Below are 25,271 nucleotides of genomic sequence, written 5' to 3' on the forward strand. Positions count from 1 at the left end.
AAAGGTTATTTCTTCTTTCTCAAAGAAAAAATTGTTCTCAATGCGAGCAGCGCCGCTATCCCAAAACCCACGATTCCCCACAAAGCGAAACCATTGACCAAAGGCGGTATTTTGGCTACAACAATCAACGAGGAAGCAATAATGACAGCCACTACCAGCAGGGTATAGGAAAGGAGCTTGATACTATCGCTCAGTTTATCGGCAGTAGGTTGCAAGCCTTTGTGTTCAAACTCAATATGGAGTTTTCCTTCTTTTACTTTCCGTAAAATTTCGCGCAAATCTTCAGGAAGTTCACGCAAAAGGTTGGTAGTATCTTCGGCTGATCGCATTAGCTCACGCCGGAGCCGGAGGGGGCTGTATCTCTTTGACAACAAGCGTTGAACATAGGGGCCAATATTGGCAATGATATCGTAGTTGGGGTCGAGCTGTAAACCTACGCCTTCCATAATGACCAAAGCTTTCAGCAACAACAGTAAATTGGCCGGCAGTTTGATTTTATAATCAAAAAACAAGGCATTAAGACCCTGCATGACCTCCATCCCATCAATATCTTCCAAAGCGATACTGGCATATTGCCGTAAGACGTAGATGATATCATATTCCAGCTCGCGCTCTTTGTCTTTGCTCAGGCCCGTAGAGAATTTGAGGATCGCCTTTTTTAATCCCTGTACATCCTGATCATAAATAGCGAGGAGCAATTGAGCAAATAATAACTTGTCCCGATCACTCACAGTACCCACCATGCCATAATCGAGGAAGGCGATGCGGCCATCCTCCAGCACGAAAATGTTACCAGGGTGAGGGTCGGCGTGAAAGAAGCCGTGTTCAAACACCTGCTCAAAATACAACCCGATGCCTCGCAAGGCCAATTCTTCTCCCGTGATATTAAATTGAGATAATTGGTCGAGATCCGTGATTTTATAACCAGACACGTACTCCATACACAGCACCTTGTCGGTAGACAATTCCCGGTACACAGCAGGAATCAACACTTTCGAATGGTCGCGAAACATTTGCTGAAAATGCAGCAAATTGGCCGCTTCTCTCCGGAAGCTCAATTCCTCGGTAATGCTTTGTTCAAACATCTTGACCAGCTCACTGGGTTGATAAACCAACAAAGCGGGAAAGTAGCTTTCAATAATGCCCACCAATTGATTGAGGATCGTAATATCCGCAGCAACGACCTCGCGGATGCCTGGCCGCTGCACTTTCAAAACAACCTCTCTTCCTCCTACCAAACGTGCCCTATGCACTTGCGCCATAGAGGCAGATGCCAAGGGCTGGGGATCGAAATACTCGACCATTTCTTGCCAGGGGCGGGAAAATTCCTGCTCCAGGGTTGCATAAATCTCTTCTAGCGCTACGGGAGGTACTTGATCCTGCAATTTGGCCAGCTCCGTAATCAACTCATCGGGCAGTAAGTCCGGTCGATTACTCGCAATTTGAGCAAACTTGATGAAGGTCGTCCCCAATTCTTCACACACGAGGCGGATACGCTCGTAGCGGGTAAACTCACTCACCTTTCGCCCCGCTCGACTGGGCACAAACCGATTAGCCTGCGGTACCAGCTTATTGAGTGGTGGATGAGCGAGAAGGTCTTCGAACCCGTATTTCACAAAGGTTCCAAAAACCTTCTCATATCTCATCAAGGTAGAAGTGGTGGTAATATTTAGGGCTCCTCCCTTCATCGACATTAGTTTGACAAATTAGAAATCGCTCGTTTCAAGTAGTTGAAAGATTCGGAAATATCCTCTACGAAATGGTCCAATTTTGTTTGTTCCGTTTCGCGACGACCGAGGAGCTCGCGAACTTCGATCAACTTCTCTGTAAATTCGCGGCGAATACTAGCTACGCGAGCAGGATCATCTTTATCATGCAGCGCTAAATTGACGCGGAAAGCATCCATCTTGGCTTTGAAAGCATCGAGTGTCTCCTGCATTTGCGTACTCATATCCGGATAACTTACGCGCACCACTTCTTCGAGTTTGTAAACTTTCTCAAGAACCTCTTTCTTGTAGGCGTCATAAGCCTTCACATCAGTAGGCACTTCTTGGAACAAACTCGATTCCAGGTTTTCAATGTTCGTCAGGAAGTCACGACGATCATCAGCAGTATAAGCGGCTGATTTTTTCAATTCCGCTCTTTCCTTATTTATGAAATCCGCAAGCATTTTGCGTTCCCGTTCGATCAAATCCCTGGCTTCGGCCTTTCCTAATGCCATTTGCACTTGCAACTCATCCGATAAAGCCTGAAGGTTACGTGCTTCGTTCTTGATTCTTTCGATTATTGCATTTTCCATTAGTGTAAGATTTAAATGAACAATGTGGAGGGTAATTCTCGCGTCCAAATGACTTTGGGTATGCTCCCCCTCTCACCCGTAATAATCAATTAAAACGAGAAAAAATGTACTGATTAGGATCAGTAATCAAGATGAGAATTATCACTAAAACCAGCAGTTTTTCACTGGAACTTTAAGGTGGTATTTTATTAAACAGAGGAAGCAAATGCGTCTATTTCCAACAGGTTTTATTTTTGTAACGATAGGTTTATTATTAAACAACTGTAGCTCCCCGCCGCAAGAATTCAAAGCGCAATATCAATCACTTACGGAAGCGGTATACAGTACGGCTACCGTAGTGCCGGCGGAAATTTACACGGTGTATTCTCCCGTAAACGGTATTATAGAAAAAAGCTTTCTTGAAGAGGGACAGCTCGTTGAACAAGGGGCTTTGCTCTTTCAGGTCAACAACCGCCAGGGCAACCTCAACCAGGCCAATGCAGCCTTGAATGTACAGCTGGCACAGGATAGTTATCTAGGCGAAAGTGCCCTCTTGAGAGAGCTGGAAGAGCGTATTCGTTCCGCACAAATACGGGTCACCAATGATTCACTCAATTATGAACGTCAGGCGAAACTATGGTCACAGAATATCGGTTCGCAACAAAGTTATGATGCACAAAAATTGGCCTACGAGCTATCACAGAACGACCTAAGCAGCCTTCGCAGCAATTATCTGCGCACGCAAAAAGAACTCGCCCGCAAGCTCGAATTGGCACAAAACAGCCTACAGATCAGCGCCGCCAACAATGAAGAATTTACGATTACCAGTAGGCTTACCGGAACCATTTACGAAGTACTGAAGGAAGAAGGAGAATTTGTAAGTCCTCAATCAGCCGTGGCCGTAGTAGGGAGTACAGACAAGTTTGTCGTCCAGCTATTGATTGATGAAGTGGACATCACTCATGTATTCCCCGGACAGAAAACACTGGTCAACCTTGATGCTTTTGGAGAGCAGGTTTTTGAAGCTGAAATAACGCGCATATACCCTACCAAAGACGAGCGTTCCCAGACATTCAAAATAGAAGCCACCTTCAAAGCACAGCCCGACAGGCTATTTAACGGCCTTAGTGGAGAAGCCAACATCATTATTGCAGAAAAGGACCGGGTACTGTGCTTATCCAGTCAACTGATCAATGAGAACAATGAAGTCAATACGCCCCAAGGTTACGTCAAAGTCACCACTGGGCTAAAGAATCTGGCCTTTACTGAAATCCTTAGCGGTATTGATACTTCTACCGTTGTTTACCAAGCCGAATAAGATGGAATACAAGCTTCTCCTACAAATTGCGAAAACCCACATCACGACCCGCCTCAAACAATCGGCTATTGCGGCCTTGGGCGTAACCTTTGGTATTGCCACTTTTATCATTCTGGTGTCGTTTATGACGGGGCTCAATGGGTTGCTAGATGGCCTGATGCTAGATAGAACGCCTCACATCCACCTGTACAATGAGGTTGCCCCTTCTAAAAAACAGCCCCTTGATTTAGCAACTCCAACCCTTGGCGATTGGAACATTGTACGGTCGATAAAACCCCGCCAGCGGCCCAGCAGAATTCACAATGCCCTCCCACTCCTAAAGCTACTGAAAGACAATCCCGATATCCTTGGCGCCACCGCCCAAGTAAGCAGCCAGGCTTTTTACACCGCCGGTGCGCTAGAGCTCAATGGTCTGGTAAACGGTGTAAACATCCTCGAAGAAGCTCGTCTTTTCAATATCGATGATTACATCATTGAAGGAGATATCAAAGACCTTTATCAAAATGAAAACGCCATCATTATCGGGGCAGGTATCGCCCAAAAACTGAGTATCGGCATTGGTGATCGGATTCAACTGGTGAGTGCCCAGGGTAATCGAATTACTTTGAAAATCACGGGGATTTATCAGAGTGGATTGGCAGAGATTGATAACATTCAAAGTTATACCAATATCAAGACGGCTCAGCGACTGATGGGCGAGAAGGCTAATTTTATTACCGATATTAATATCAAACTGCACGACTTGGAAAAAGCCGCACCGATGGCCCAACAGTTTGCCCGGCTTTATGATGTCACAGCCATAGACATAGGTACTGCTAATGCTCAGTTTGATACGGGGACAACCATCCGAAACATCATCACTTATGCGGTTTCTATTACTTTGTTGATCGTTGCTGGCTTTGGAATTTACAACATCCTCAACATGTTTATCTACGAAAAGATGAACGACATTGCCATCCTGAAAGCAACAGGTTTTTCGGGCAACGATGTCATGTATATTTTTATCAGTCAAGCGCTGATCATTGGCACCCTTGGCGGTATTTTGGGCTTGGTTATTGGCTGGAGTTGTTCTGTTCTCATCAGTCACCTTCCTTTTGAGACGGATGCTTTACCCACCATTACGACCTACCCTGTCAACTTCGACTCATCGTTCTATATCATCGGGATCACTTTTGCTTTGGTCTCTACTTTTTTAGCTGGTTATTTGCCTGCCAAGAAAGCCAAAGGTATTGATCCTGTCACCATTTTAAGAGGCCAGTAATGAAAGATAACCAAGCCGTCATACGGGCAAAAAACATCAATAAGGTTTTCCATGAACCCGTGGATTTCCATGTCCTGAAGGACATCTCCTTCACGGTAAACCGAGGAGAATTTGTGTCCATCATGGGAAAATCTGGTTGCGGAAAATCTACCCTACTCTACATCCTCTCTACGATGGATACCGACTACAGCGGGGAATTGTATCTCAACAACCGCCTCATTACCGGTAATACACCGGAACAACTTGCCGCAGTGCGTAATGAACACATTGGATTTGTCTTTCAATTCCATTACTTATTACCAGAATTCTCTGTACTAGAAAATGTCATGCTGCCCGCCAAAAAGCTAGGCAAAAAAAGCGCGGAGGAGATCGAACACGACGCCATCAAAGTCCTAAAAATGTTAGATATTGATCATGTCGCTCGTAGTAAATCTTACCGTATCTCCGGTGGAGAAAAACAGAGAGTCGCCATCGCCCGCGCATTGATTAACGAACCAAGCATCATCATGGGTGATGAACCCACTGGCAATCTCGACAGCAAAAACTCTGATAATGTACTGGCTATCTTCAGAGAGCTGGCTGTTGAAAAAGGGCTTACCCTTTTAATTGTCACCCACGACCTGGATTTCGCCCATCAAACCGACCGTATTATCACCATGGAAGATGGACGGATAATAAAACACACAAATCAATAATAACCAACAACTTACCTTAATTTACCTCAAGTATTCAATTGATCAACCCCTTTGATCTTTGTCAACCACTCCTCGGGCAAAGCCGCTTTGCGCAAAGCAACATAATCATAAGGCACTATCGACTGTCGAGAGATGGCTGCTATCCGCTGATGCGCCTTCGAAAAAATGGCAGATTCCAGCATAAAGCGGTCTTCTTTTATTTCAATGGCCCTCACCCCTATTATCGCGGTATCTGGATACACCATTGGAAAAATGTATTTGCAGTCTTGCCAGCCTAGAATAGGGTCTACGCCTTCACTGAAGTTGCTATTGATACCCATGTGTTCAAAATAAGCCAATCGTGAAGACTCGGCCCAACGCAAGTACACCAGGTTATTGACATGCCTGGCAGCATCCATATCCCCCCATTGTACAGCGTATTCTATCCTGACTTTAAATTGATCTAGTGAAATTTTAGTCATAACATTATTGATTCTCCAACAAGTGATTGTCGTTTAACGATTCCACAAATAACTAATCCCAAAAGTTACCCGCAGGCCTCCCGTTGTAAACGGTAAAGATTCAAGAGGATCACCATTGTACGTGATAGTGAGGTTGTCATCATCCACTTTGACGGTGGAAGTAGTCGTATTTCCACTATCCGTTCCGATCCCATCTGGCACACTGAACTGAAGGATAGCATCACTGTTTCCCGCAGGAACATCATAAGCTGCTTTTAAGAAAACGTCCACCCTATCAGCAATGATATAGGTAAAATCCAGTCGTGGAGCAAAGGTCACACTCGTTGCTTGCAAGCGAATATCTAGCTCGTTTTCGTAGTACTGCGTTTCGCCAATTTGAATATAGGCAGCGTTGTTTTGAATTTGCCCGATTCGAAAACCACTGCCTGCCAACAAACCTTGGATAGCAGGGCGAATGACAAAGTCGTTCCCATTTAATTTAGTCAAAAAATTCCACCCCCAAGAGTAAGCAAACTTGGCTGTGTAATTCTTCCCTAGTGTTACATCCAGCAGATAATCATGAGAAGTACCTCGGTAATTCCCAGCTTTGTAGCCGATATTCAATGCAAATTGGGTATAACCATCTTTTACCTCAAAGGTAGAGTTGAAGCTATCCATCGAGGGGCTATCGTCCACAAAAGTCGTTTCGATGGTTCCCGGATCAGTATTCAAATACCGTGGCCCGATGCCCAAAAAGGCACTGCGATACCGTTGGAGATATAGACTTTCTTTTGGCGCGGGGATAAATACATCGGCTTCAGATGTCGTAACGACGGGTGTTGCCCATTGGCCAAAAACGAAGAAAGAGAAGAGGCTAAAAAACAAAGTGAGTAGCGCTTTCATAAACAGGAATTCAAGATTAATAATGAGTTGTTATCAAAGAGTAACTGATTGCGTCAAATCAGTTAGTGTACCCCTTGATTGCACAAACATAAGAAAGGAGAGCGTATCACAATATTTTTTGATGCACTGACAATTTTCTGTGCTTAATCATAATCTATATCTTTGCGGAACAACCACCCCTTTTCAGCATGCGTTGGCGAAAATACTTCCCCCTGGCGGAACAACTTAAAGATTACAGCAAAAATCGCTTTCGCTTCGATCTCATTGCCGGACTTACCGTTTGCATTATGCTTGTACCCCAAGGTATGGCTTATGCGTTACTGGCAGGTGTGCCTCCTATTTATGGGCTCTATGCTGGTGTAGTTCCTTTATTTATTTATGGTTTAATGAGCTCTACTCGCCAGGTTTCTATCGGCCCGGTAGCGGTATCGGCTTTACTTGTTTTGGCCGGCGTAAGCCAAATAGCCATTCCCGGCAGTCCTGAATATATCACATTGGTCATTCTGGCTGGCTTACTCATTGGTATTGCCCAATTTACGATGGGCTTATTTCGGCTTGGCTTCTTGGTCAACCTTCTTTCCAACCCCGTGATCATGGGCTTCACTTCGGCGGCAGCTATCATCATTGGAGTCAGTCAGTTAAAGTATCTTTTCGGCATCAAAGTACCTCGTTTCGAACAGCTTTATGAGACCGTCTACTATGTCTTTTCTCACCTTCAAGAGACCCACTGGCTCAGTTTTGCCATCTGTAGTGGCGCTATTCTTATCATGCTTGCCCTGAAAAAATGGGCACCAGCTGTACCAGGAGCTTTATTGGTCACGATCATTGGCATTGTCCTTTCAACTTACTTTATGCTGGAAAGCCGCGGCCTTATCATTGTAGGTGATATCCCGGCAGGTTTTCCTCCGTTCCAATTCCCGGAAATCACCTGGAGCAAAGTTCAACTACTGGGACCTACCATCCTCACGGTGACGATCATGAGTGTAGTAGAAACGATCAGTATAGGCAAAGCCCTGGAGATCAAAAATAAGCAATCAGGTATCCGCCCCAACCAGGAGCTATTTGCCTTGGGGGTCTCCAAAATGCTTGGTGCACTGTTTCAGGCCATCCCCTCTTCGGCCAGCTTTACGCGGTCGGCCGTCAACAATGACAGTGGTGCTAACACTGGATTGGCTTCCATCATTGCTGCTTTGGCAACCAGTCTTGTGCTGGTTTTCTTCACACCATTGTTTTATTACCTGCCCGAAGCCATCCTTGCTGCTATTGTTTTAGTAGCCATTAGGGGCTTGTTTGAGATCAAAGGCATTGCTCAATTATGGAATATTGACCGCAGAGATTTTTACATGGCGGTCATCACTTTTATTGCAACAATTGGACTGGGCATTGCAGAAGGGGTATTTACAGGGGTAGCCCTCTCGCTGTTATCAGTTCTTTTTCAATCATCGCGCCCACACATTGCCATACTTGGCCAACTGCCCAACAGTGATTATTTCCGGAATATCAAGCGCTATCCAGAGGCTATTCAGCACGAAGGAGTACTCATTATCCGCTTTGACGCCCCGCTTTTTTTCCTCAATGCCGCTTACTTTAAAGATAAAATTCAGAAAAGAGTAAACCACTATTCTGGCAACCTCGAAGTGCTAATTCTGGATACTTCCAGTATTATCAATGTCGACTCCAGTGGGCTTAGTGCCTTGCGTGACCTCCACCGTTGGTGTACCGATCAAAATATTACCCTTTACCTATCTGGTACCATGGGCCCCGTTCGAGATAGCCTTGCTCGCGCAGATCTACGATCGCTAATAGGGCCGGATCATTTTTTCCGGCATCCTATCGATGCAATAGAATTTGCACAAAAAGATTAAATGTTCTCGTTATAAAGCAAGTAAATCCCCACTAAGCATCGTTTTAACGTGGCTATTCTCAATGTATAACTATACTATATGGATATCACTGGACTTCTAGGTATTTTAGCAGGTATAGCGGTTGCTATTTGCCTTTTCTTTGCCAAGTATCTTTTTTCCAATAAAAAAGGAAACCGTTTAAATTCCATTTTACTAGGGTTACTGTTAATTGCGGTAGCACTACGAATAGGTAAATCTATCTGGTTCTTCATCTTTTTCGGAGCAGCTCCTTTTGGTCTAGGGGTTGGTTTTTTGGGTTTAGCGAGTATAGGGCCATTGCTATTTCTTTATATTCACAATAACCAGCACGACCGGCATCAAGTAAAGAAAAGTGAATTATTACATTTCGTTTTCCCTGTGCTCGGCACCTTTATCTGTTGGCTCAACACGATGCAAGTAGCCACGTATTTATACCAGCTAGCGACCGTAATATTATCTATTTACCTTCTTTTCTCTTGGCGTAACTATTTTACCAAACCAATTCAATATACAGACTTAAAAATATGGAATCGAAATGTGATTATTACTATCACAATCATATGGGCTGCTTTCGTTTACCAGCACCTTACAGGTTCTTTACTTGACTATGCAATTGGTGCCGGAATAGCAGCAATGCCTATTTACTATCTGTTTATTAAAGCAACCCGTACCCTGCTCGTTTTTTCCAACAAGCAACAAGATCTCCAATTGTCGGAATCACTTATGACCTCTGTAAAACAATTCTTTGAGGAAAAAGAAATATTCACACAACACCACTTAACCCTCAATCAATTTGCAAAAACAGCAGACCTTCCTGCTTATTTAATTACCAAAGCGGTTCAACAGCTTTACAACAGGTCTTTTCCGGAGACTGTAAACTATTTCCGAGTAAAAAAAGCACAACAACTGCTGCTCTCGCCAAAGACTGCCCAGCAAAAAATAACAACCCTCTCTTTTGACGTTGGTTTCCGTTCTACTTCTTCTTTTTACACCGCATTCAAAAAAGAAACAGCTATGACTCCAAAACAATTTCAGAAATCCGCTGCTAAGAAAGAGGCTAATTGCTAATCTTATTTCCGTCCCTCGCTATAACAGCAATTATATATCAACAAAGTGAGTTTAGGCAGACCCCAAACTCACTTCAAAACCGATAGCCTCGAGTACAAGAACTAATAATCACATAGCATAAATTACCGTCCAGGTAATTTGTATTCGCCATTCGTCATCTCTTCCACTATTTCTTCAATCCGATTATGAAAACGCTCTGGTGCTACTACCTTAGCATCCTTAATGGTTAGTAATGCACTAGCCGTATCTCCTAAGAAATAATCACTGATCCCCAAATTAAGCTGAATAAACCATGTGTTTGGAAACTTCTCTAAAGCTGTTTCACAAAAAGATTTCGCCTGTTTATACTGCTCTATATCTAACAAAAACCGAGAAAAGCTATTTGCTTCATATGCCGTATATTCAATATTTTGAACCTCACCAATTGTAAGCTCCAAAGCTTCATCTTGACCTAACTTATGATTAAGCCGTGCCTTAGTTGTTAGGTTTGTACTATTCTTATTAGCAGCAAAACCATAATACCCTCCATTGATTGACCGCTCAGCCCATTCCAGTGCTTCCTCCAAGTTGGTGTCGTGATTCAGGCACCAATTGGCTGCATCGTTCCAAGCTTCCCAGCGGTAGGTATTTATACCACGGAGTTCTTTTCGAAAAGAAGCCAATACTGTCTTTTCTAAATCTACTGAGACAGAAAAAGGAATACGCTTATCAGCCCATTCCAACCCTAAGATCATCTCATTTTCACTCACAGGATAAAACTCGTAATCTAGCTTTTCAGAAAAAGCACAGTCTACCGCATTGACCTCTACCTGCAAGCTTACATCCTGATCCACATCCAAATAATAGCTACCCCATTGCTGGCTGTTATGGGCAAATAACAGTCTAAACTGGTCATCATGTGGAATTACATGAAATCCATAAACCCCAGCAGCCAACGGTTGCCCCTCGATCAAAACATCAGTAGAAAATTCAATCGTTGTATTCATATTCGCTCCTGCTCTCCAAGCTATAGGGTCGCCATTCTGAGGTATAATTCCTGGGTCGTTCCAAACATCACGGTCTCTTACGGTAGGACTATGGTAGGTAACCGTAATGTCTGTGACAGCAAGTCGTTGCATCTCAACGACATAATTACTAGCCTGAGGAATTTTCAATGTATGGAACTGGCCATAAAGTGTGCTATAAGTCAGCATGAGGCTGAACAAAACTAAAACAACAGTACGCATGATTTCTTTTTTTTAACAGTCCTAAATTCCCTGCGAAGTAAGGCCCTCTTCCTTTTTTCCAATAAGAAGTATCTCTTTTTTATCTCCTGATTCGTCAAATCAGGAGAAGATTTTCCCTTTTCACGATTATATTTACAACTATGGAAACTCCCGCAGCAGAAATTATTATTGACGAGAAGCTCGTCCGCTCCTTATTAAAAGAGCAACATCCAGACCTCGCCCAGCTTGATCTTAAGTACGTGGCAGAGGGCTGGGACAATAAAATATACAAATTGGGTCAAGATTTTCTTATTCGTCTACCTCGGCGCCAGCAGGCACTTCCTTATATTATTCGTGAGCAAGAATGGCTCCCTCAATTGGCTCCAAGCCTGCCCATTCCTATACCTTCCCCTATACGTTTTGGTCAGGCCCAGGGTGAGTATCCGTGGCCTTGGAGCATTACGCCCTGGTTTCCCGGACGGCCAGCAGCAGAAGCTTTGCCTGAAGCAAAAGAAGCCCCTCGTTTTGCCCATTTCCTGAAAAAACTCCATCATCCGCCAGCACCTGCCAATGCTCCACACAACGCTTCCCGGGGGTGTACCCTCAACTCGCGGGCTGATAAAACCGAAGCGCGCATTGAACGCTTCATCAGCGAAGGACTCATTTCTGCCAACATTTCTGAAATTTGGGAGGAAGCGCTCCTTGCACTTGATGAGCAAGCCCCCAAGCACCTCATTCATGGTGACCTCCACCCCAAAAACATCATTACCCACCAGGGCAAATTTTCGGCTATTATCGACTGGGGAGATATAACCGCTGGCGATCCAGCCACCGATTTGGCCAGCTTCTGGATGCTGTTTAGCGATCAAAATGCACGCAACATTGGCCTTTCTGATTATGGCACACACCCGGCACTCTTGGCACGAGCGAAGGGTTGGGCCGTTTTTTTCGGAACCATCTTATTGGATATAGGTTTGGGTGGCGATCCCATTTTCCAGAAGGTGGGGCGCTTTACACTACAAAATTTGGAAGAGGGTTATCGTTAGTGATTGAGCTGAAGTTAGCATCAAATGATTTGGGCGCATCCCCTGACGGGGTCGCTCCCTTACAGGGTTCGCTTTGCTCCGCCCCGGCCACCGGCTCCTTCCGATGGTCGTAGCAGGCAGCCGGCACTGCTCACTTCGTTCCCACCTTCCAGGCAGCTTGCGCGGGGTAGCCCTAGAAAGAAAAACATTTTGTACTATATAAAAAAATAGCATTTTTTTTGTTTTATTACTTATCTTTTCTATCTTCGTCTCTCACTTTAGTGGGCTGACAACCACAAAGGTAATCATCGGTACTACCCCTAGCAGTCACTAGGAAATTCAGCGGTTTATTTTTGCGTATTGCTTGGCTGCTGCCGCTCTGGCAGCAGAGATAGACGCACGCCCCGTAGGGTCGTTTTGACCAAGGGCGTTTTTGGCGATCTGGCTGAGGGTGGGCCCTCCACTTGGGGCTCTTATGCCCAGTTTTCTCCCAATCATCCAGCCACATCACAGAATAGCCCTTCTTTCCGATTAGCGTAGTTGCGCCCAAAAACAGTTCCCCTTAATACGCCAAAACGATCTTCCCAAAGTGAGCACCACTGGCTTGATAACGAAATGCCTCTGCCAATTCCGTAAAACCAAAGCTACGATCAATAATTGGCCGCCAATTTGATAGCTCAATCGCACAAACCATGTCTTCCTGCATCATTCGGCTACCTACAGCAAGGCCCGTCATACGCAAATGCTTAAAGAACAGTTTAGGGAAAGTGATCTCCCCCTTGCGACCATTCCCCAATATTCCAATAGAAGAAATATGCCCTCCCATAGCTGCCGCTTCAATAGACTGCTGCATCGTAGAACCTCCACCAACATCGAGCACATGATCTACGCCACCACCACTGATCTTGAAAATGGCTCGACCCCAGCGTTCTTTTTCTCGGTAGTTCACCACTTCTTTTACGCCCATGCTTTTGAGGCGGTCTGCTTTTTCGGAAGAGGACGTTGTGGCGTAAACTTCTGCACCAGCGGCCAAGGCAAACTGTAACGCAAAAATCGACATACCGCCGGTACCCTCAACTAACACCTTATCTCCCATCTTCAACTGGCCTTCAACCACCAGCGCCCGCCAGGCCGTCAGGGCAGCGCAAGGCAAGGTTGCCGCTTCAGCGTAAGAAAAACCTTTTGGAATACGGGTAAGTGATTGTGCAGGCAAACACGACATTTCCGTCAAGTAACCATCCACTGTTTCGCCAGAAATGGCACTAGTCTTTGCAGAAGTAGGTTTGCCATCCAGCCAATTAGGAAAGAAGAGTGACATAACTTTATCTCCTGTCTTCCAAGCGGTCACCCCCTCTCCTATTGCAGTTATCTCCCCTGCTCCGTCCGACATAGGCACACGACCTTCCGGCACCGGAATTCCTCCAACGCCAACAAGGTAATCATGGTAATTCAAAGAAGTTGCGTGCCAACGTACCAATACTTCACCAGCAGCCGGTTCTGGATCATTTTGTTCTATTAGCTGCAAATGGTCAAGACCACCTTTACTCCCTATAGCTATTGATTTCATGATAATAATTATTTTTAATGCGAGACTTGGGTTTTAGGTACATAGTATACCCTTACATTTGGGCATATCAAAGTCCTTTTCACCTTCGATCTACGTTAAAATTCACTTCATCGTAATTACCACCTTACCTTTTACTTCACGATTGAGCAGTGCCTCAAGGGCTTTGGCTGCCAATGGCAATGGATAAGTAGCGTGTATCCGAGGCTTCAAACTCCCTTCAAAAAACCACTGAATCAACTCCATAGTTGCTTGTATGTTTTTTCCAGGACTCTTTTGTGCAAAAGCTCCCCAAAAGACGCCTATAATCTGACACCCTTTGAGCAAGGGCAAATTCAGCGGAATTTTAGGAATATTGCCGGCTGCAAAGCCAACAACCAAGTAACGGCCTTCCCAAGCAATGGCCCTCAAGGCTGCTTCTGTATAATCGCCGCCAACAGGGTCGTAAATAACATCAACACCTTTGCCTCCTGTCAGTTCTTTCGTACGAGTTTTTAAATCTTCCTTGGTATAGTTAATCACTTCATCAGCTCCATACTCCCGGCAAATTGCTAGTTTTTCATCAGTAGATGCTGCTGCAATTACTTTAGCGCCCATTTTTTTGCCCAACTCTACTGCCGTCAGCCCTACTCCTCCTGCGGCTCCCAACACCAGTAGGGTTTCTCCTTCCTTGAGTTTCGCCCGATCATTTAGTGCATGATACGAAGTTCCATAAGCCAGTAAAAAGGCTGCTGCTTGGGTCATATCCATGCCTGGTGGCTTTGGAAAGCAGGCCTTGGCTGGTAAAACCGCTTCTTCGGCAAAGCCTCCGTAAGGTGCAAAACCAACAACCTCATCGCCTACCTTAAAACCTTTTACGTCTGCTCCTAACGCTTTGATCGTACCAGCAATATCACTACCCGGTGAAAATGGCAATTCGGGTTTCACCTGATACAAGCCCTGAATGATCAGCGTATCCGGGAAGTTAACCGAACAAGCATGAACCTCTACAAGTATTTCATCGGGCCTTATACTAGGTGTAGGTAAATCACCATAGCGCAAATTAGAGGGTGGACCATAAGAATCACAGATGATTGCCTTCATTTTTTTATTTTTTCTAACTAAAAGTACAACTTACAGCCTGCAGATTCGCACTTTAGAGCTTATTGGGGAATTTCGTGAACTGATTCTCCTTTTCGAATTTCACAATAAACAAAAATCTTATGAGATCCATCTTCTCCTTCTTTGTTTTACCCCTCTTCTTTATACTTTTTTCTTGCCAAAACTATCCACTTCTTGCTCAACCAACGCCCCTTACCACTGGTCCCGAAACAGGTTCACTTGTCGTAGCTGGAGGTGGGCGCCTTGGTGACGATATACTGCTTAAATTTATTGAATTAGCTGGTGGCATGCACGCCCCATTGATTGTCATACCTACCGCTGCGGGAAATTTCTCTTATAACCAAGATGCGGGGGTAGCCTCGGATTTTCGCCGCTTGGGTGCCCAAAATGTCCAGGTTATACATACAGATGATCCTGACATTGCAAACAGTGCCACTTTTACCCAGCCATTGGAAAATGCCGGAGGCGTATGGTTTGGAGGAGGCCGACAATGGCGCTTAGTCGACGCTTACGAAGGTACCCGTTCGGAAGAACTTTTCCGGGCCGTCCTCAGTCGTGGCGGAGCTATTGGTGGCTCTTCTGCCGGTGCTACCATACAGGGCTCTTATCTGGCTCGGGGTGACACCAAAAACAATCAAATCATGATGGGTGATCACGAAGAGGGCTTTGGTTTTATAAAAAACATCGCTATCGACCAGCACGTACTGGCCCGTAATCGCCAGTTTGATTTATTTACCATTTTGGATAAACGTCCGGAATTACTCGGCATTGGCCTCGATGAAGGAACCGCTATCATTGTGCAGGGGAATAACTTTGAGGTCATGGGACCAAGCTACGTTTTGATCTACGACAAAGGTTTTTGGTCAGGCGAAGGCAGTAGTTTAAAACAATTGCCATCAGCAGAGCGTAGCTTTTACTTTCTCCGTAAAGGAGATCAATATGACATGAAAAACAGGAAGGTCTTACTTAAAGATTAGTGATAAACGAACTTAGCGACGTCGGATTAATAACTGTCAGATTCTCTGGGAGTGAGCTTTACCCAGCGTTAAAGAACCACCTCCCTTAGCTATGGCTAAGGTCGGGAACCTTCGCCTTGGTTAAAACTAAAATCACTGGCCTATTAAAACCCGACAGTTATTTATCCGATGTCGCTTACTATCCCACATTTATAAAATCATTTACGACTATGTTCCATGCCCAACTTTTTGCCGACAAGGTAGCCCTCGTCACTGGTGGACGATCAGGTATTGGCTTTGCCATTGCTAAACAAATGCTCCAACTCGGCGCCACTGTAGTTATCTGTTCACGTAAGGAAGACCTACTTAATAAAGCAACCCAAGAGCTTCAGCAATACGGCAACTGTTCCTCTCTGCCCTGCGACATTCGCAAAAGTGAGGAGCTCCAAGCACTCGCCGAATTCATCAAAACCAAACACGGCCGGCTCGATATATTGGTAAATAATGCTGGTGGCCAATTCCCTTCCTTGTCGGAATACATCAACGACAAAGGCTGGAAAGCCGTTATCGACAACAACCTCAACGGCACCTTCTTTGCGATTCGTGAAATGGCCAACGCCTTTTTCCTTCCGCAATCACAAGGCATCATCGTCAATATCATCGCCAGCATCAATCGTGGTTTCCCGGCCATGGCGCATACTGCTGCTGCACGCGCCGGTGTAGAAAACCTTACCAAGTCGCTCGCGCAAGAATGGGCGGCCTCGGGTATTCGTATCAACTGTGTTGCACCCGGCATCATCGAGTCATCTGGCCTGGAAACCTACCCGCAACCAGTACAAGAGATGTTTGCGGAAGCTCAGAAAGCTATCCCCCTACAACGTTTCGGTCAGGTCGAAGACATCGCCAATGCCGTTTGTTTTCTGGCAAGTCCACTGTCTGCGTATATATCTGGCGTCGCTCTCCACGTGGATGGTGCCCAACACCTCAATTTCGATAATATGGGATTGGCCAATTTGCTGAAGTCTTATTTGTAAAAAGCTTCGTAAATTGTGAATCACCCCTAGAGACCATTGTAAAGCACCCGACCCGCAGATGTATTGCTGTGGCGGTAAACATGAGCGACCTACAATGGATAAAAGTAAATTAACAGAAAACCTCCAGCCATTACTAGCATTTTTCTATCACTGGGAAGAAGAGCAAGCTGATACCGTATTCCTTCGCCAGCCCTACGGCAAGGAATGGAAAGAACTAACCTATGCCGAAGTAGGCCAACAAGCACGTTGCTTATGCACAGCCCTACAAGAACTTGGCTTGAAGCCCGGAGACCATGTAGGCATACTTTCCAAAAATTGCTACCATTGGATCATTACTGACCTGGCCTTGATGATGGGTAATTTTGTATCCGTCCCTTTCTATGCCAGCTTACCCGCCGGACAACTCAAGGAGGTTATTGAGCTCAGCGATATAAAAGCACTCTTCGTAGGTAAGCTCGACGAATGGGGCGAAAAAGCACAGGCGCTACCAGGTACATTAGAAGTCATAAGATTCCCTCATTACGCGGGCAATGCGCTGATCGAAACAGGCCACGAATGGGATGCATTGGTCAATAAATCTGAACCACTAGTTGGCAATCCTCTTCCGGCGCTGGATGACTTATGGACGATTCTTTTCACCTCTGGCACCACAGGCACGCCCAAAGGTGTGATGCACACTTATCGCAACCCTGCCCTCGTGTTACGTATCGAGGAGTTGACAAATTTCACAGGTGCGCTACAGCTGAAACGCAAAAAATGGTTTTCCTTCCTCCCCCTCAATCATGTGGCAGAACGGATAGCTGTAGAAGCCAACTGCCTGGCCAACGGGGGAAGTGTTTCCTTTGCAGAATCTATCGATACTTTCGCCAGTAACCTGCAAAGCGTACAACCTTCTTTCATTTTCGCCGTGCCGCGCATTTGGACCAAATTTTACCAAGCCGTCACTGCTAAAATCCCAGCACCGGTATTAAACGTACTCTTTCGCATCCCATTGCTGGGGAATATGCTGAAAAATTATTTGCGCAAAGCAATGGGGCTTAACCATATCGAGATAGCAGGTACCGGCGCAGCCATCACTCCTGCTTACCTCAAGCGTTGGTACCAAGAACTAGGTATTCATTTGGTAGAAGCCTACGGTATGACCGAGGTCTGTGGCTCTATCTGCAATGGCCCTCAAGCAGATGCCCCCTCAGACGCAGTGGGCGTAGCTGTTCCCTTTTGCGAAGTCAAAATTATGGAAGGCAGCGAAGAAATACTCATGCGGGCGCCTTACCAAATGACGGGCTACTACCGCTCTCCCGAAAAAACAGCTGAAGTCATACAAAACGGTTGGATTCATAGCGGCGACAGAGGAACTATTGACGACCAAGGCTATGTTCGCGTAATAGGCCGTGTAAAAGACGCTTTCAAAACCTCTAAAGGCCAGTTTATTATCCCCAATCCACTAGAAGAGTACCTGGCGAAAAATGAATACCTTGAACAAGTATGTGTCGTAGGCCTGGGGTGCTCCCAGCCCATCGCACTCGTAAATTTATCGCCCGGCGGCTGGAACAGCTCAAGAAAAACAGTCCAGGATTCCCTACAGGAAACTCTAGCTGATATTAATCAACAACTGGCCAACTACCACCGTATTTCCACCATCGTCGTTGATAAAGTCAATTGGTCAGAAGCTAATCGTTTGCTCACCCCTACTATGAAAGTCCGTCGAGCAGCATTGGACCAATCATATGGAGACGAGTATGAACAATGGCATTCAGCGAAGGAGGTAGTGGTTTGGAAATAAAGGTTTGAGGGTTTGTTGGTTTGATTTTTTGGTGGTAGAAAACCTAATATCTGTTCAATACTCTCATTGGAAACAGCAACATTTTACACATTTTTTTGGTTTCAATCTCTGTACCTTAGGGTTAGACAATGAACTTAGATAAGCAATTAAAGCATGATAGAGCAACAATACGACATCAAGGAAGTAGACCGAATTTTTGATCTGCAGCGGCGGACAGAAAACCTCCAGCGGATGAAGAACACCACCGCTGCGGAACGCTTGGAGCACATTGCTAAAATCGAAAAATATATCCTCAACGAGGAGAACCAAACTCGGTTGGCAAAAGCCATGTGGTATGATTTGCGCAAATCCCGCGAGGAGATGCTCGCTACTGAGATTATCCCTATCCTTACGATTCTTGTTCATATCAAGCGGCAACTGAAGGCCTGGATGCGGCCTCAACGGGCAGGTGCTCCGTTGGCCATGTTGGGTATCTCTTCTTATGTTCGCTACGAGCCTAAAGGGCAGGTGCTCCTTATTGCCCCTTGGAACTACCCTTTCCAACTGGCGATTAATCCCCTTCTGCATGCTATCGCGGCTGGCAATGTTTGTATCGTCAAGCCTTCTGAAATATCAGCGGCAACCTCCAGCTTTATCAAAAACATGGTACAAGACCTTTTTGACGAAAACGAGGTAGCCGTGATTGAGGGCGACGTGCCTGTGTCACAGGCCTTGCTCGACAAACCTTTCCACCATATCTTCTTTACCGGTAGCCCTGCTGTAGGCAAGATTGTGATGAAAGCAGCATCAAAACACCTTACCTCTGTCACCTTGGAGCTGGGCGGAAAATCACCTTGCATCATCGACGAGACCGCCAATGTAAACGTCGCCGCCGAACGAATTGCCTGGGGTAAGCTGCTCAATAATGGCCAAACGTGTATTGCACCTGATTATGTATTGGTTCATGAAAGCCAAAAAACTGGCTTCCTCAATGCATATCAAGCCTGGGTAGAAAAGTCCTACAATTCTGACCAGAAAGGCATTCAGGCTTCGCCTTACTATACTCGAATTATCAATGAGAAGAATTTCCATCGGGTAAAAAATCTCATCGACGATGCCGTAGCTAAAGGTGCCCAACTTATTGGTAGTGGAGAAACCGATGCTGATGATAAGTTTATCGCTCCTTGTTTACTTGATCAAGTGACTACTGAAATGACCGTCATGCAGGAGGAAATCTTTGGCCCGGTACTTCCTGTTATTACCTATCGCGACTTGTCTGAAGTCCCTGCTTTTATCCATCAGCTTCCCAAGCCCTTGGCGCTCTACATCATGAGCAAAAGTCGCAAAAATCAGGAGTACCTCTTAAGTAATACCACGGCTGGAGGCACGGCTATCAACGAATTGATGATTACAACCTTGAATCCAGAATTACCTTTTGGTGGTGTCAACAACAGTGGCATCGGCAAATCCAATGGAAAACACAGCTTCATAGAGTTTTCCAACGAACGAGGCGTTATGAAACGACGGTTCCTTGATTTTAAAATGCTATTTCCTCCTTACAAAACCACGATTTTCGAATGGATGACCAAAGCGGCACGTCTTTAAAAACCGTCCTCATTACGGGTGGAAGCAGTGGTATTGGCTATGCCCTCACCCGCTGGTTTGCGCGGGATGGTTACCGGATTTTATGGGTATCCAAGCCAGCGGACGAACTGGAAATGGCAAGTATTGAGCTCAAAAAAGAGTTTCCTTACGTTGCGTTACATTACCTGGCCCTTGACTTGGCCGTGCCAAATGCAGCACAGGCCGTTCTCGAATGGACGAAAGAACTAGACATACCTGTCAATATTCTGGTCAACAATGCTGGGTTCGGCACCTATGGGCATTTCGAAAAAATGCCTCTCGCCACGGAACTATCTATGATCCAACTCAACGCAGCTACCGTCTACGAACTGACCCACTTGTTTCTTCGCGAAATGGAAACTCACGGCCATGGTAAAATCGTAAATATCAGCTCTGCTGCTTCTTACGTCCCCATGCCCTACTCTAGCATCTACGCCGGCACCAAAGCTTTCGTAAGGCAAATGACCGAGTCACTGGCCTGGGAGTTACATGATCGAAACTCTCTGGTAAAAGTATACGCCGTCTGCCCCGGCCCGCTAGCTGACACCAAATTTCAACAACAAGCCGGAATGATGGGCGTACGTACCTTCAAAAGTATCATGGCCAGCACGACCGTAGAAGAAGTCGCCCGCGATGCCTATCGGGGTTTGCAAAAAAACAAAACCATTATTCGCACAGGCTTGGCTTTTCGCATCAATTATTGGGTCGCCAAGTTCAGCCCTGAGTTTCTGGCGCGCTGGATTGTATTGAGGGAGATGGCGAAGAAAGGTTAGTTCAACTTTGAATCACAATGAAATTTATTCTGAGTTTTAAAAACTTATTGCTTAGCTTTTTTTTGACATCGGTGATTTTCTTAATTAATTTTTCCGTACCCAGCCAATCTAATGGGTTTCCTATCGGCGGGTTTAATACGTCTTTGGAAAGTATTTATCAAAACGAAAATTCAACAGCCCTTTTCTTATCCAGATATGGCAATTCTGAGTTCAGGAGGCGACCTTTCATCTTAGAATTACAGAAATGTTTCCTTGAAAAACATAACGTACCTACCCAATTTTCCTTTAACATCCTTAATTACAGTTTTCTATTTCTAGTTTTTCTTTTGCTTCCTCTTCTAGCTAATAAACTGGGAGGTCATAGAGATGATGGTATTTATAGTCAAATGCTGTTTTTTCTTTTCTTTACCGATACTATTCGTGTTTTTCGGAAACATGTGCACCTATGATGATGTCCTCCAATATCTCTTAATTATCATCTTCTTGATCAACCTCTGGAGTCAATATTACTTTATTGCCTTCCTGTTTTTCCTACTTTCTTGTATTTGCAGGGAGACTAGCTTTATGTACTTTCTTTTAATCATTCCCTTCTTTGTCAATAGATATGGATTCACAAAACAAAGCATCCTTATTATAGGAGGATGGTCATCCGCAATTTTCCTGTATTATCTCTACTTAAGATGGTATCTCCCTGTGGAAATCATTAGCGAAGCTCAAGAATATTTATCAGATGTAAGGTTTCTTCATTGGCAAAACAATTTCCTTGGTTTTAACCGATTTAGAGAAAGCCTAACCATTCTATTCATCATGACAGGTGCATACACCTATATGTTATTGATTAAAAAAGGCACCTCTTCTAAAACATTGAAATACTGGTGTCTTTTCTCTATTTTCTTTATCATAATCAATGTTGCAGTAGTCTCTTTTTCGGCCCTAATAAGAGAGGCTAGATTACTCTTTTTGCCCTTGGTATTTATCATTCCCTTTGTTCAAAATGAGTTTAAAAAAACACTTATCCGCATCCCCCAAGAGATTAAGCATTTAGGGATATCAAAGCTCTTGACAACACTTCTTTTCAGTTTTACAATTTCTTTCATTTGGTTTACTCCCAATACAAATGGAACAGGGTATTTTTACAAAACTTATGCTTTTTTCTATATTACAATATTTATTCTAGTCCTATTTAATCATCGAAAACACCTTGAAAAAAAGCCCCTAAAACAATGGATAGAATATTCTTCAAAAATAACCCATACCCAAACGGCCACCGAATACAAGAATTCTGCTGGAGTGGACGATTGATAAAAGGGCGCGGACTCGTATTTGATTTTCATTTAGTAACGGAGAATTACTACGAAGAAGATGACTCCGATGAGGAAGAGGAAGAAGCCAACTCCGACTGGGAAGCAAAAATGGCGTGGGCTAATTTTCACCAATGTACCATGTCTTCTACCTTCTGGAATGGGAATGGAGCCGTAATAGGTACAAAAGACTCGCCACTTGACTTTAGTAACCTGTTAGACAGGACTTTAACTATTGATCCTTTACCTGACGCCAACGACTACCATCCACATGTATTTGCTTTAGACATTTATTTGCTTGGTCATGATAAATGCGCCAACCACCACATTTCATTTACTAAACAATACAATAATTCCACCTTTAATATAGAATGGCGTGGAAATATAGCCTTATTTTATTCAGGCGATAATGAATTCAAATACACCTTTGAAACTAAAATTAGAAATTGCAAATTTGCCGGTATTCACTTGGATAAAAGACTTAGCCTCGCAGAAAACAGTGCGATACTAAAAGCTTGCACCTTAGACAGTAATGCGTTTGAATTAAAGGATGGCAAATTTGAGCTAAAACGGTAAGAAACATCACAATATCAACACCAGTGCTGTAGATAATAGCGTCAAGAAAATGCCAATCCGAAATATTTGAAAACTTCGCCGAATCAGGAGCATTTTTTGGCCAAGGCGGCGACCAATAAAAAACAGGTCTTGGGCTAAAAACTGACGCACACTATTTTTCTTTTCCGTTGTACGAAGAAGATTATCGTAATACGCAGTAAGATCAGTATGATAAGCGGTACCAAAGAAAAAGGGACTAGCTTCCATACCCTCGGGCAATTCTTCATTGAAGGTATCAAAGTTAAAAGGAGCCAGTACCAGCGTCGAAATGTAGATGGTCGCAAAGCAGGTGACGGCCAAAAAGAAGAGCGGCACAAATAGTGTATACGCAAACACTACGTCTAAATTTGACATGGCCAAGGGGACCACAAAAGCGATCATCACTGCGTTTAAACTCAGCAATACATTGGCTTTATTGTCGGCAATGGCAGTCAATTCTATGTTGTTCCGTAGCGTGGTACGGATAACATTAACGGTCTCTTTTGAAAAAGAAAAAGACCTAGGTTGTTTCGGTGAGACCTCAGGAGCCTTCATCATAGTAGGTTGTTAGGCGCGCAAGATACAACAGTCGCTCTTAATCTCCTACCTTGCTTCAGCACGATGGAATGCAAAAAGGTTTCATCATTCTCCGTATCCATCCATTCTCCGTTTAAACGCTCCTAATTTTTAAGTAAATATGTATTTTGAGATTGCAAATTGGATAATTAATAAAGGAACAATTTTCTTTATCCAATTAAACCCAAACTCAAGCTCCTTGTCTCACTCCTGAAAATTTAGACAATGGACAGACGAAAAAATGCTCTAAGATGAAACGTAGATCCTTCCTGCAATTCGGGCAGCAAACCCAAACGGGGAATGTTGCCACAGCAAATACCACTCTTACAACCACCGACCTAGAACCATACACTGGCCAATGGAGTACCGTTGAAGCTGCTTTTCTGCTGCGTAGAACCACTTTTGGGCCTAAGCCTACACAAATTAAGCAAGCCGTTGCGGATGGGCTTAGTGCCACTATTGGACAACTGTTTGCTAACCAGCCATTGCCCGACCCGCCGGTCTATTATGACTACGAAGACGACCCAAATGCTGGGCTAGGTGAAACCTGGGTAAATACACCTATACCCACTCCGAGCCCCCAGGGTATTTTTGGAGGCCGCTATCGCTCCCTAATTGGTTCGCAGATGGGCCTTCTCATCAATGGTGGCGTTTCTATCCGTGAAAAAATGGTACTCTTTTGGCATAATCACTTTGCCCTTGATGATAACAATGCCCAGTTTGGTTATCAATATCTCGATGTTCTTCGTAGAAATGCCCTTGGCAACTTCCGAACAATGACAGAAGAAATCACCGTAGCTCCTGCGATGCTCAGGTATTTAAACGGCCACCAAAATAGCAGGCAAGCCCCTAACGAGAATTATGCCAGGGAGCTGCTAGAGCTTTTCACCATTGGTCGTGGCGATGTGGCAGCACCCGGTGACTACACCAACTATACAGAAGACGATGTTGTACAAATGGCCAGAGCCCTTACTGGCTGGCGTTTCACCACCCCAGACAATGGCCTTCCTCTTGGTGTTTTCGTTGCCAATCGTCATGATACAGGAGAGAAACAACTCTCCCACCGCTTCGACAATGCTATAATTTCTGATGGTGGTGATCAGGAATACAAAGTGGTTATCGACCATATTTTGCAAAAAACAGAAGTCGCTCGTTTCCTGAGCAGGCAGCTTCATATTTGGTTTGTTGGCACAGATATCGACGGTGTGGTTGAGGCCAACATTATCGAGCCTATGGCACAGATGATCATTGATAATAATTACGAGATACAACCAGCCGTTGAGGCATTACTTGGTAGTAACTACTTCTTTGAAGAAACTCATCGGGGCTGTATGACCAGCCACCCTCTCGATTTTATGTTCAAAATCGTGAACACCCTTGATATGGGTGCCGAGGCTGCACCACTTCAACATTACTTTTTATGGAATCAATTGAGGCGACTTGCAGAAAGCCTAGAGATGAAGTACATGGCTTTGCCATCCGTTGCTGGCTGGAAAGCCTTCTATCAGTCGCCACAATTCTATAATACTTGGATCAATTCAGTAAGCCTTCCCATTCGTCAGACCGTAGGGAACACATTGCTTAATGGAATAAATTCCGGCGGTGTTCAGTGGCGAGTAAACCTGTTGGATTTCATTGCAGAGATGGACAACAACCTCGATCCCAATAGTATGTTGGAGCAGATTGCTTTGTATCTGTTTGCCTATCCTATCTCCGATAATCAGCGAGATTTCCTCAAAGAAGTCTTAATTCCTGGCCTACCTGATTTCGAGTGGACGGTTGAATACGCTGATTTTCTACAAAACCCTGATGATCCTGATCTACGAGATGCCATTTTCACCAAGTTAGAATCGCTCTTTGGCACCTTGTTCAAGATGCCGGAATTTCACCTTATTTAATCCCCCAACTATA

General features: G+C 44.6%; 22 protein-coding genes. 14 read left to right on the top strand and 8 right to left on the bottom strand.

Annotation, left to right across the window (positions count from 1 at the left end; all coding sequences use genetic code 11):
• Positions 1 to 5: 5 nt before the first annotated feature.
• Both A3EU_RS0124780 and A3EU_RS0124785 read right to left on the bottom strand, forming a co-directional pair.
• On the bottom strand, positions 6 to 1,688 hold the full coding sequence (locus A3EU_RS0124780) for an ABC1 kinase family protein (protein WP_020538886.1): 1,683 nt from the start codon (positions 1,686 to 1,688) through the stop codon (positions 6 to 8).
• Positions 1,689 to 1,693: 5 nt separating this feature from the next.
• Positions 1,694 to 2,299: a hypothetical protein gene (locus A3EU_RS0124785; RefSeq protein WP_020538887.1), complete on the bottom strand. Its 606-nt coding sequence runs from the start codon at positions 2,297 to 2,299 to the stop codon at positions 1,694 to 1,696.
• A gap of 205 nt (positions 2,300 to 2,504) precedes the next feature.
• Between A3EU_RS0124785 and A3EU_RS0124790 the strand changes: the two genes are divergently transcribed.
• From A3EU_RS0124790 to A3EU_RS0124800, 3 genes are read left to right on the top strand one after another with little or no spacing between them, the layout of a single operon-like run.
• Entirely contained in the window at positions 2,505 to 3,596 is a 1,092-nt protein-coding gene (locus A3EU_RS0124790) for an efflux RND transporter periplasmic adaptor subunit (RefSeq protein WP_020538888.1), read from the top strand.
• A gap of 1 nt (position 3,597) precedes the next feature.
• Complete coding sequence (locus A3EU_RS0124795) at positions 3,598 to 4,857, top strand: ABC transporter permease (RefSeq protein ID WP_020538889.1); 1,260 nt, start codon at positions 3,598 to 3,600, stop codon at positions 4,855 to 4,857.
• Complete coding sequence (locus A3EU_RS0124800; RefSeq protein WP_020538890.1) at positions 4,857 to 5,552, top strand: ABC transporter ATP-binding protein; 696 nt, start codon at positions 4,857 to 4,859, stop codon at positions 5,550 to 5,552. Before A3EU_RS0124795 ends, A3EU_RS0124800 begins: the two co-directional genes overlap by 1 nt.
• A 26-nt stretch (positions 5,553 to 5,578) precedes the next feature.
• Here A3EU_RS0124800 and A3EU_RS0124805 read toward each other — a convergent pair whose 3' ends face one another.
• Entirely contained in the window at positions 5,579 to 6,013 is a 435-nt protein-coding gene (locus A3EU_RS0124805; protein ID WP_020538891.1) for an acyl-CoA thioesterase, read from the bottom strand.
• 33 nt (positions 6,014 to 6,046) lie between these two features.
• Entirely contained in the window at positions 6,047 to 6,895 is an 849-nt protein-coding gene (locus A3EU_RS0124810) for a hypothetical protein (RefSeq protein WP_020538892.1), read from the bottom strand.
• A gap of 188 nt (positions 6,896 to 7,083) precedes the next feature.
• On the opposite strand from A3EU_RS0124810, the gene A3EU_RS31770 reads away from it, so the two are divergent.
• Together A3EU_RS31770 and A3EU_RS0124820 are read left to right on the top strand one after the other, a co-directional pair.
• On the top strand, positions 7,084 to 8,760 hold the full coding sequence (locus A3EU_RS31770; protein WP_020538893.1) for a SulP family inorganic anion transporter: 1,677 nt from the start codon (positions 7,084 to 7,086) through the stop codon (positions 8,758 to 8,760).
• 78 nt (positions 8,761 to 8,838) lie between these two features.
• On the top strand, positions 8,839 to 9,846 hold the full coding sequence (locus A3EU_RS0124820; protein ID WP_020538894.1) for a helix-turn-helix domain-containing protein: 1,008 nt from the start codon (positions 8,839 to 8,841) through the stop codon (positions 9,844 to 9,846).
• 122 nt (positions 9,847 to 9,968) lie between these two features.
• Here A3EU_RS0124820 and A3EU_RS33270 read toward each other — a convergent pair whose 3' ends face one another.
• Positions 9,969 to 11,072: a DUF2911 domain-containing protein gene (locus tag A3EU_RS33270; RefSeq protein WP_020538895.1), complete on the bottom strand. Its 1,104-nt coding sequence runs from the start codon at positions 11,070 to 11,072 to the stop codon at positions 9,969 to 9,971.
• Between the two features lie 140 nt (positions 11,073 to 11,212).
• On the opposite strand from A3EU_RS33270, the gene A3EU_RS0124830 reads away from it, so the two are divergent.
• The gene (locus tag A3EU_RS0124830; RefSeq protein ID WP_020538896.1) at positions 11,213 to 12,097 is read left to right on the top strand and encodes a phosphotransferase; all 885 of its coding nucleotides are present in this window, start codon (positions 11,213 to 11,215) and stop codon (positions 12,095 to 12,097) included.
• Positions 12,098 to 12,638: 541 nt separating this feature from the next.
• On the opposite strand, the gene A3EU_RS0124845 is transcribed toward A3EU_RS0124830, so the two are convergent.
• Together A3EU_RS0124845 and A3EU_RS0124850 are read right to left on the bottom strand one after the other, a co-directional pair.
• Positions 12,639 to 13,643: a zinc-dependent alcohol dehydrogenase family protein gene (locus tag A3EU_RS0124845; RefSeq protein WP_020538899.1), complete on the bottom strand. Its 1,005-nt coding sequence runs from the start codon at positions 13,641 to 13,643 to the stop codon at positions 12,639 to 12,641.
• Between the two features lie 102 nt (positions 13,644 to 13,745).
• Positions 13,746 to 14,723, bottom strand: coding sequence for an NADPH:quinone oxidoreductase family protein (locus tag A3EU_RS0124850; RefSeq protein WP_020538900.1), 978 nt, complete (start codon positions 14,721 to 14,723; stop codon positions 13,746 to 13,748).
• 119 nt (positions 14,724 to 14,842) lie between these two features.
• Between A3EU_RS0124850 and A3EU_RS0124855 the strand changes: the two genes are divergently transcribed.
• From A3EU_RS0124855 to A3EU_RS0124890, 7 genes are all read left to right on the top strand, one after another.
• Positions 14,843 to 15,718 (top strand): cyanophycinase, encoded by an 876-nt coding sequence (locus tag A3EU_RS0124855; protein WP_020538901.1) that lies wholly within the window; start codon positions 14,843 to 14,845, stop codon positions 15,716 to 15,718.
• Positions 15,719 to 15,927: 209 nt separating this feature from the next.
• The gene (locus A3EU_RS31780; RefSeq protein ID WP_020538902.1) at positions 15,928 to 16,731 is read left to right on the top strand and encodes an SDR family oxidoreductase; all 804 of its coding nucleotides are present in this window, start codon (positions 15,928 to 15,930) and stop codon (positions 16,729 to 16,731) included.
• A gap of 94 nt (positions 16,732 to 16,825) precedes the next feature.
• Entirely contained in the window at positions 16,826 to 18,514 is a 1,689-nt protein-coding gene (locus A3EU_RS0124865) for an AMP-binding protein (RefSeq protein ID WP_020538903.1), read from the top strand.
• Between the two features lie 153 nt (positions 18,515 to 18,667).
• Positions 18,668 to 20,098, top strand: coding sequence for an aldehyde dehydrogenase family protein (locus A3EU_RS31785; RefSeq protein WP_020538904.1), 1,431 nt, complete (start codon positions 18,668 to 18,670; stop codon positions 20,096 to 20,098).
• Positions 20,071 to 20,889: an SDR family NAD(P)-dependent oxidoreductase gene (locus tag A3EU_RS31790; protein WP_020538905.1), complete on the top strand. Its 819-nt coding sequence runs from the start codon at positions 20,071 to 20,073 to the stop codon at positions 20,887 to 20,889. Before A3EU_RS31785 ends, A3EU_RS31790 begins: the two co-directional genes overlap by 28 nt.
• 693 nt (positions 20,890 to 21,582) lie before the next feature.
• On the top strand, positions 21,583 to 22,191 hold the full coding sequence (locus tag A3EU_RS31795; protein ID WP_156825902.1) for a hypothetical protein: 609 nt from the start codon (positions 21,583 to 21,585) through the stop codon (positions 22,189 to 22,191).
• Positions 22,113 to 22,766, top strand: coding sequence for a hypothetical protein (locus A3EU_RS0124890; protein WP_026211576.1), 654 nt, complete (start codon positions 22,113 to 22,115; stop codon positions 22,764 to 22,766). Before A3EU_RS31795 ends, A3EU_RS0124890 begins: the two co-directional genes overlap by 79 nt.
• A gap of 6 nt (positions 22,767 to 22,772) precedes the next feature.
• Here A3EU_RS0124890 and A3EU_RS0124895 read toward each other — a convergent pair whose 3' ends face one another.
• Positions 22,773 to 23,342 (bottom strand): Pycsar system effector family protein, encoded by a 570-nt coding sequence (locus A3EU_RS0124895; RefSeq protein ID WP_156825903.1) that lies wholly within the window; start codon positions 23,340 to 23,342, stop codon positions 22,773 to 22,775.
• Between the two features lie 269 nt (positions 23,343 to 23,611).
• Between A3EU_RS0124895 and A3EU_RS0124900 the strand changes: the two genes are divergently transcribed.
• Positions 23,612 to 25,258 (top strand): DUF1800 domain-containing protein, encoded by a 1,647-nt coding sequence (locus tag A3EU_RS0124900; protein WP_020538910.1) that lies wholly within the window; start codon positions 23,612 to 23,614, stop codon positions 25,256 to 25,258.
• Positions 25,259 to 25,271: the final 13 nt, after the last annotated feature.

It is taken from the genome of Lewinella cohaerens DSM 23179 (assembly GCF_000379805.1).
Lineage (GTDB): Bacteria > Bacteroidota > Bacteroidia > Chitinophagales > Saprospiraceae > Lewinella > Lewinella cohaerens.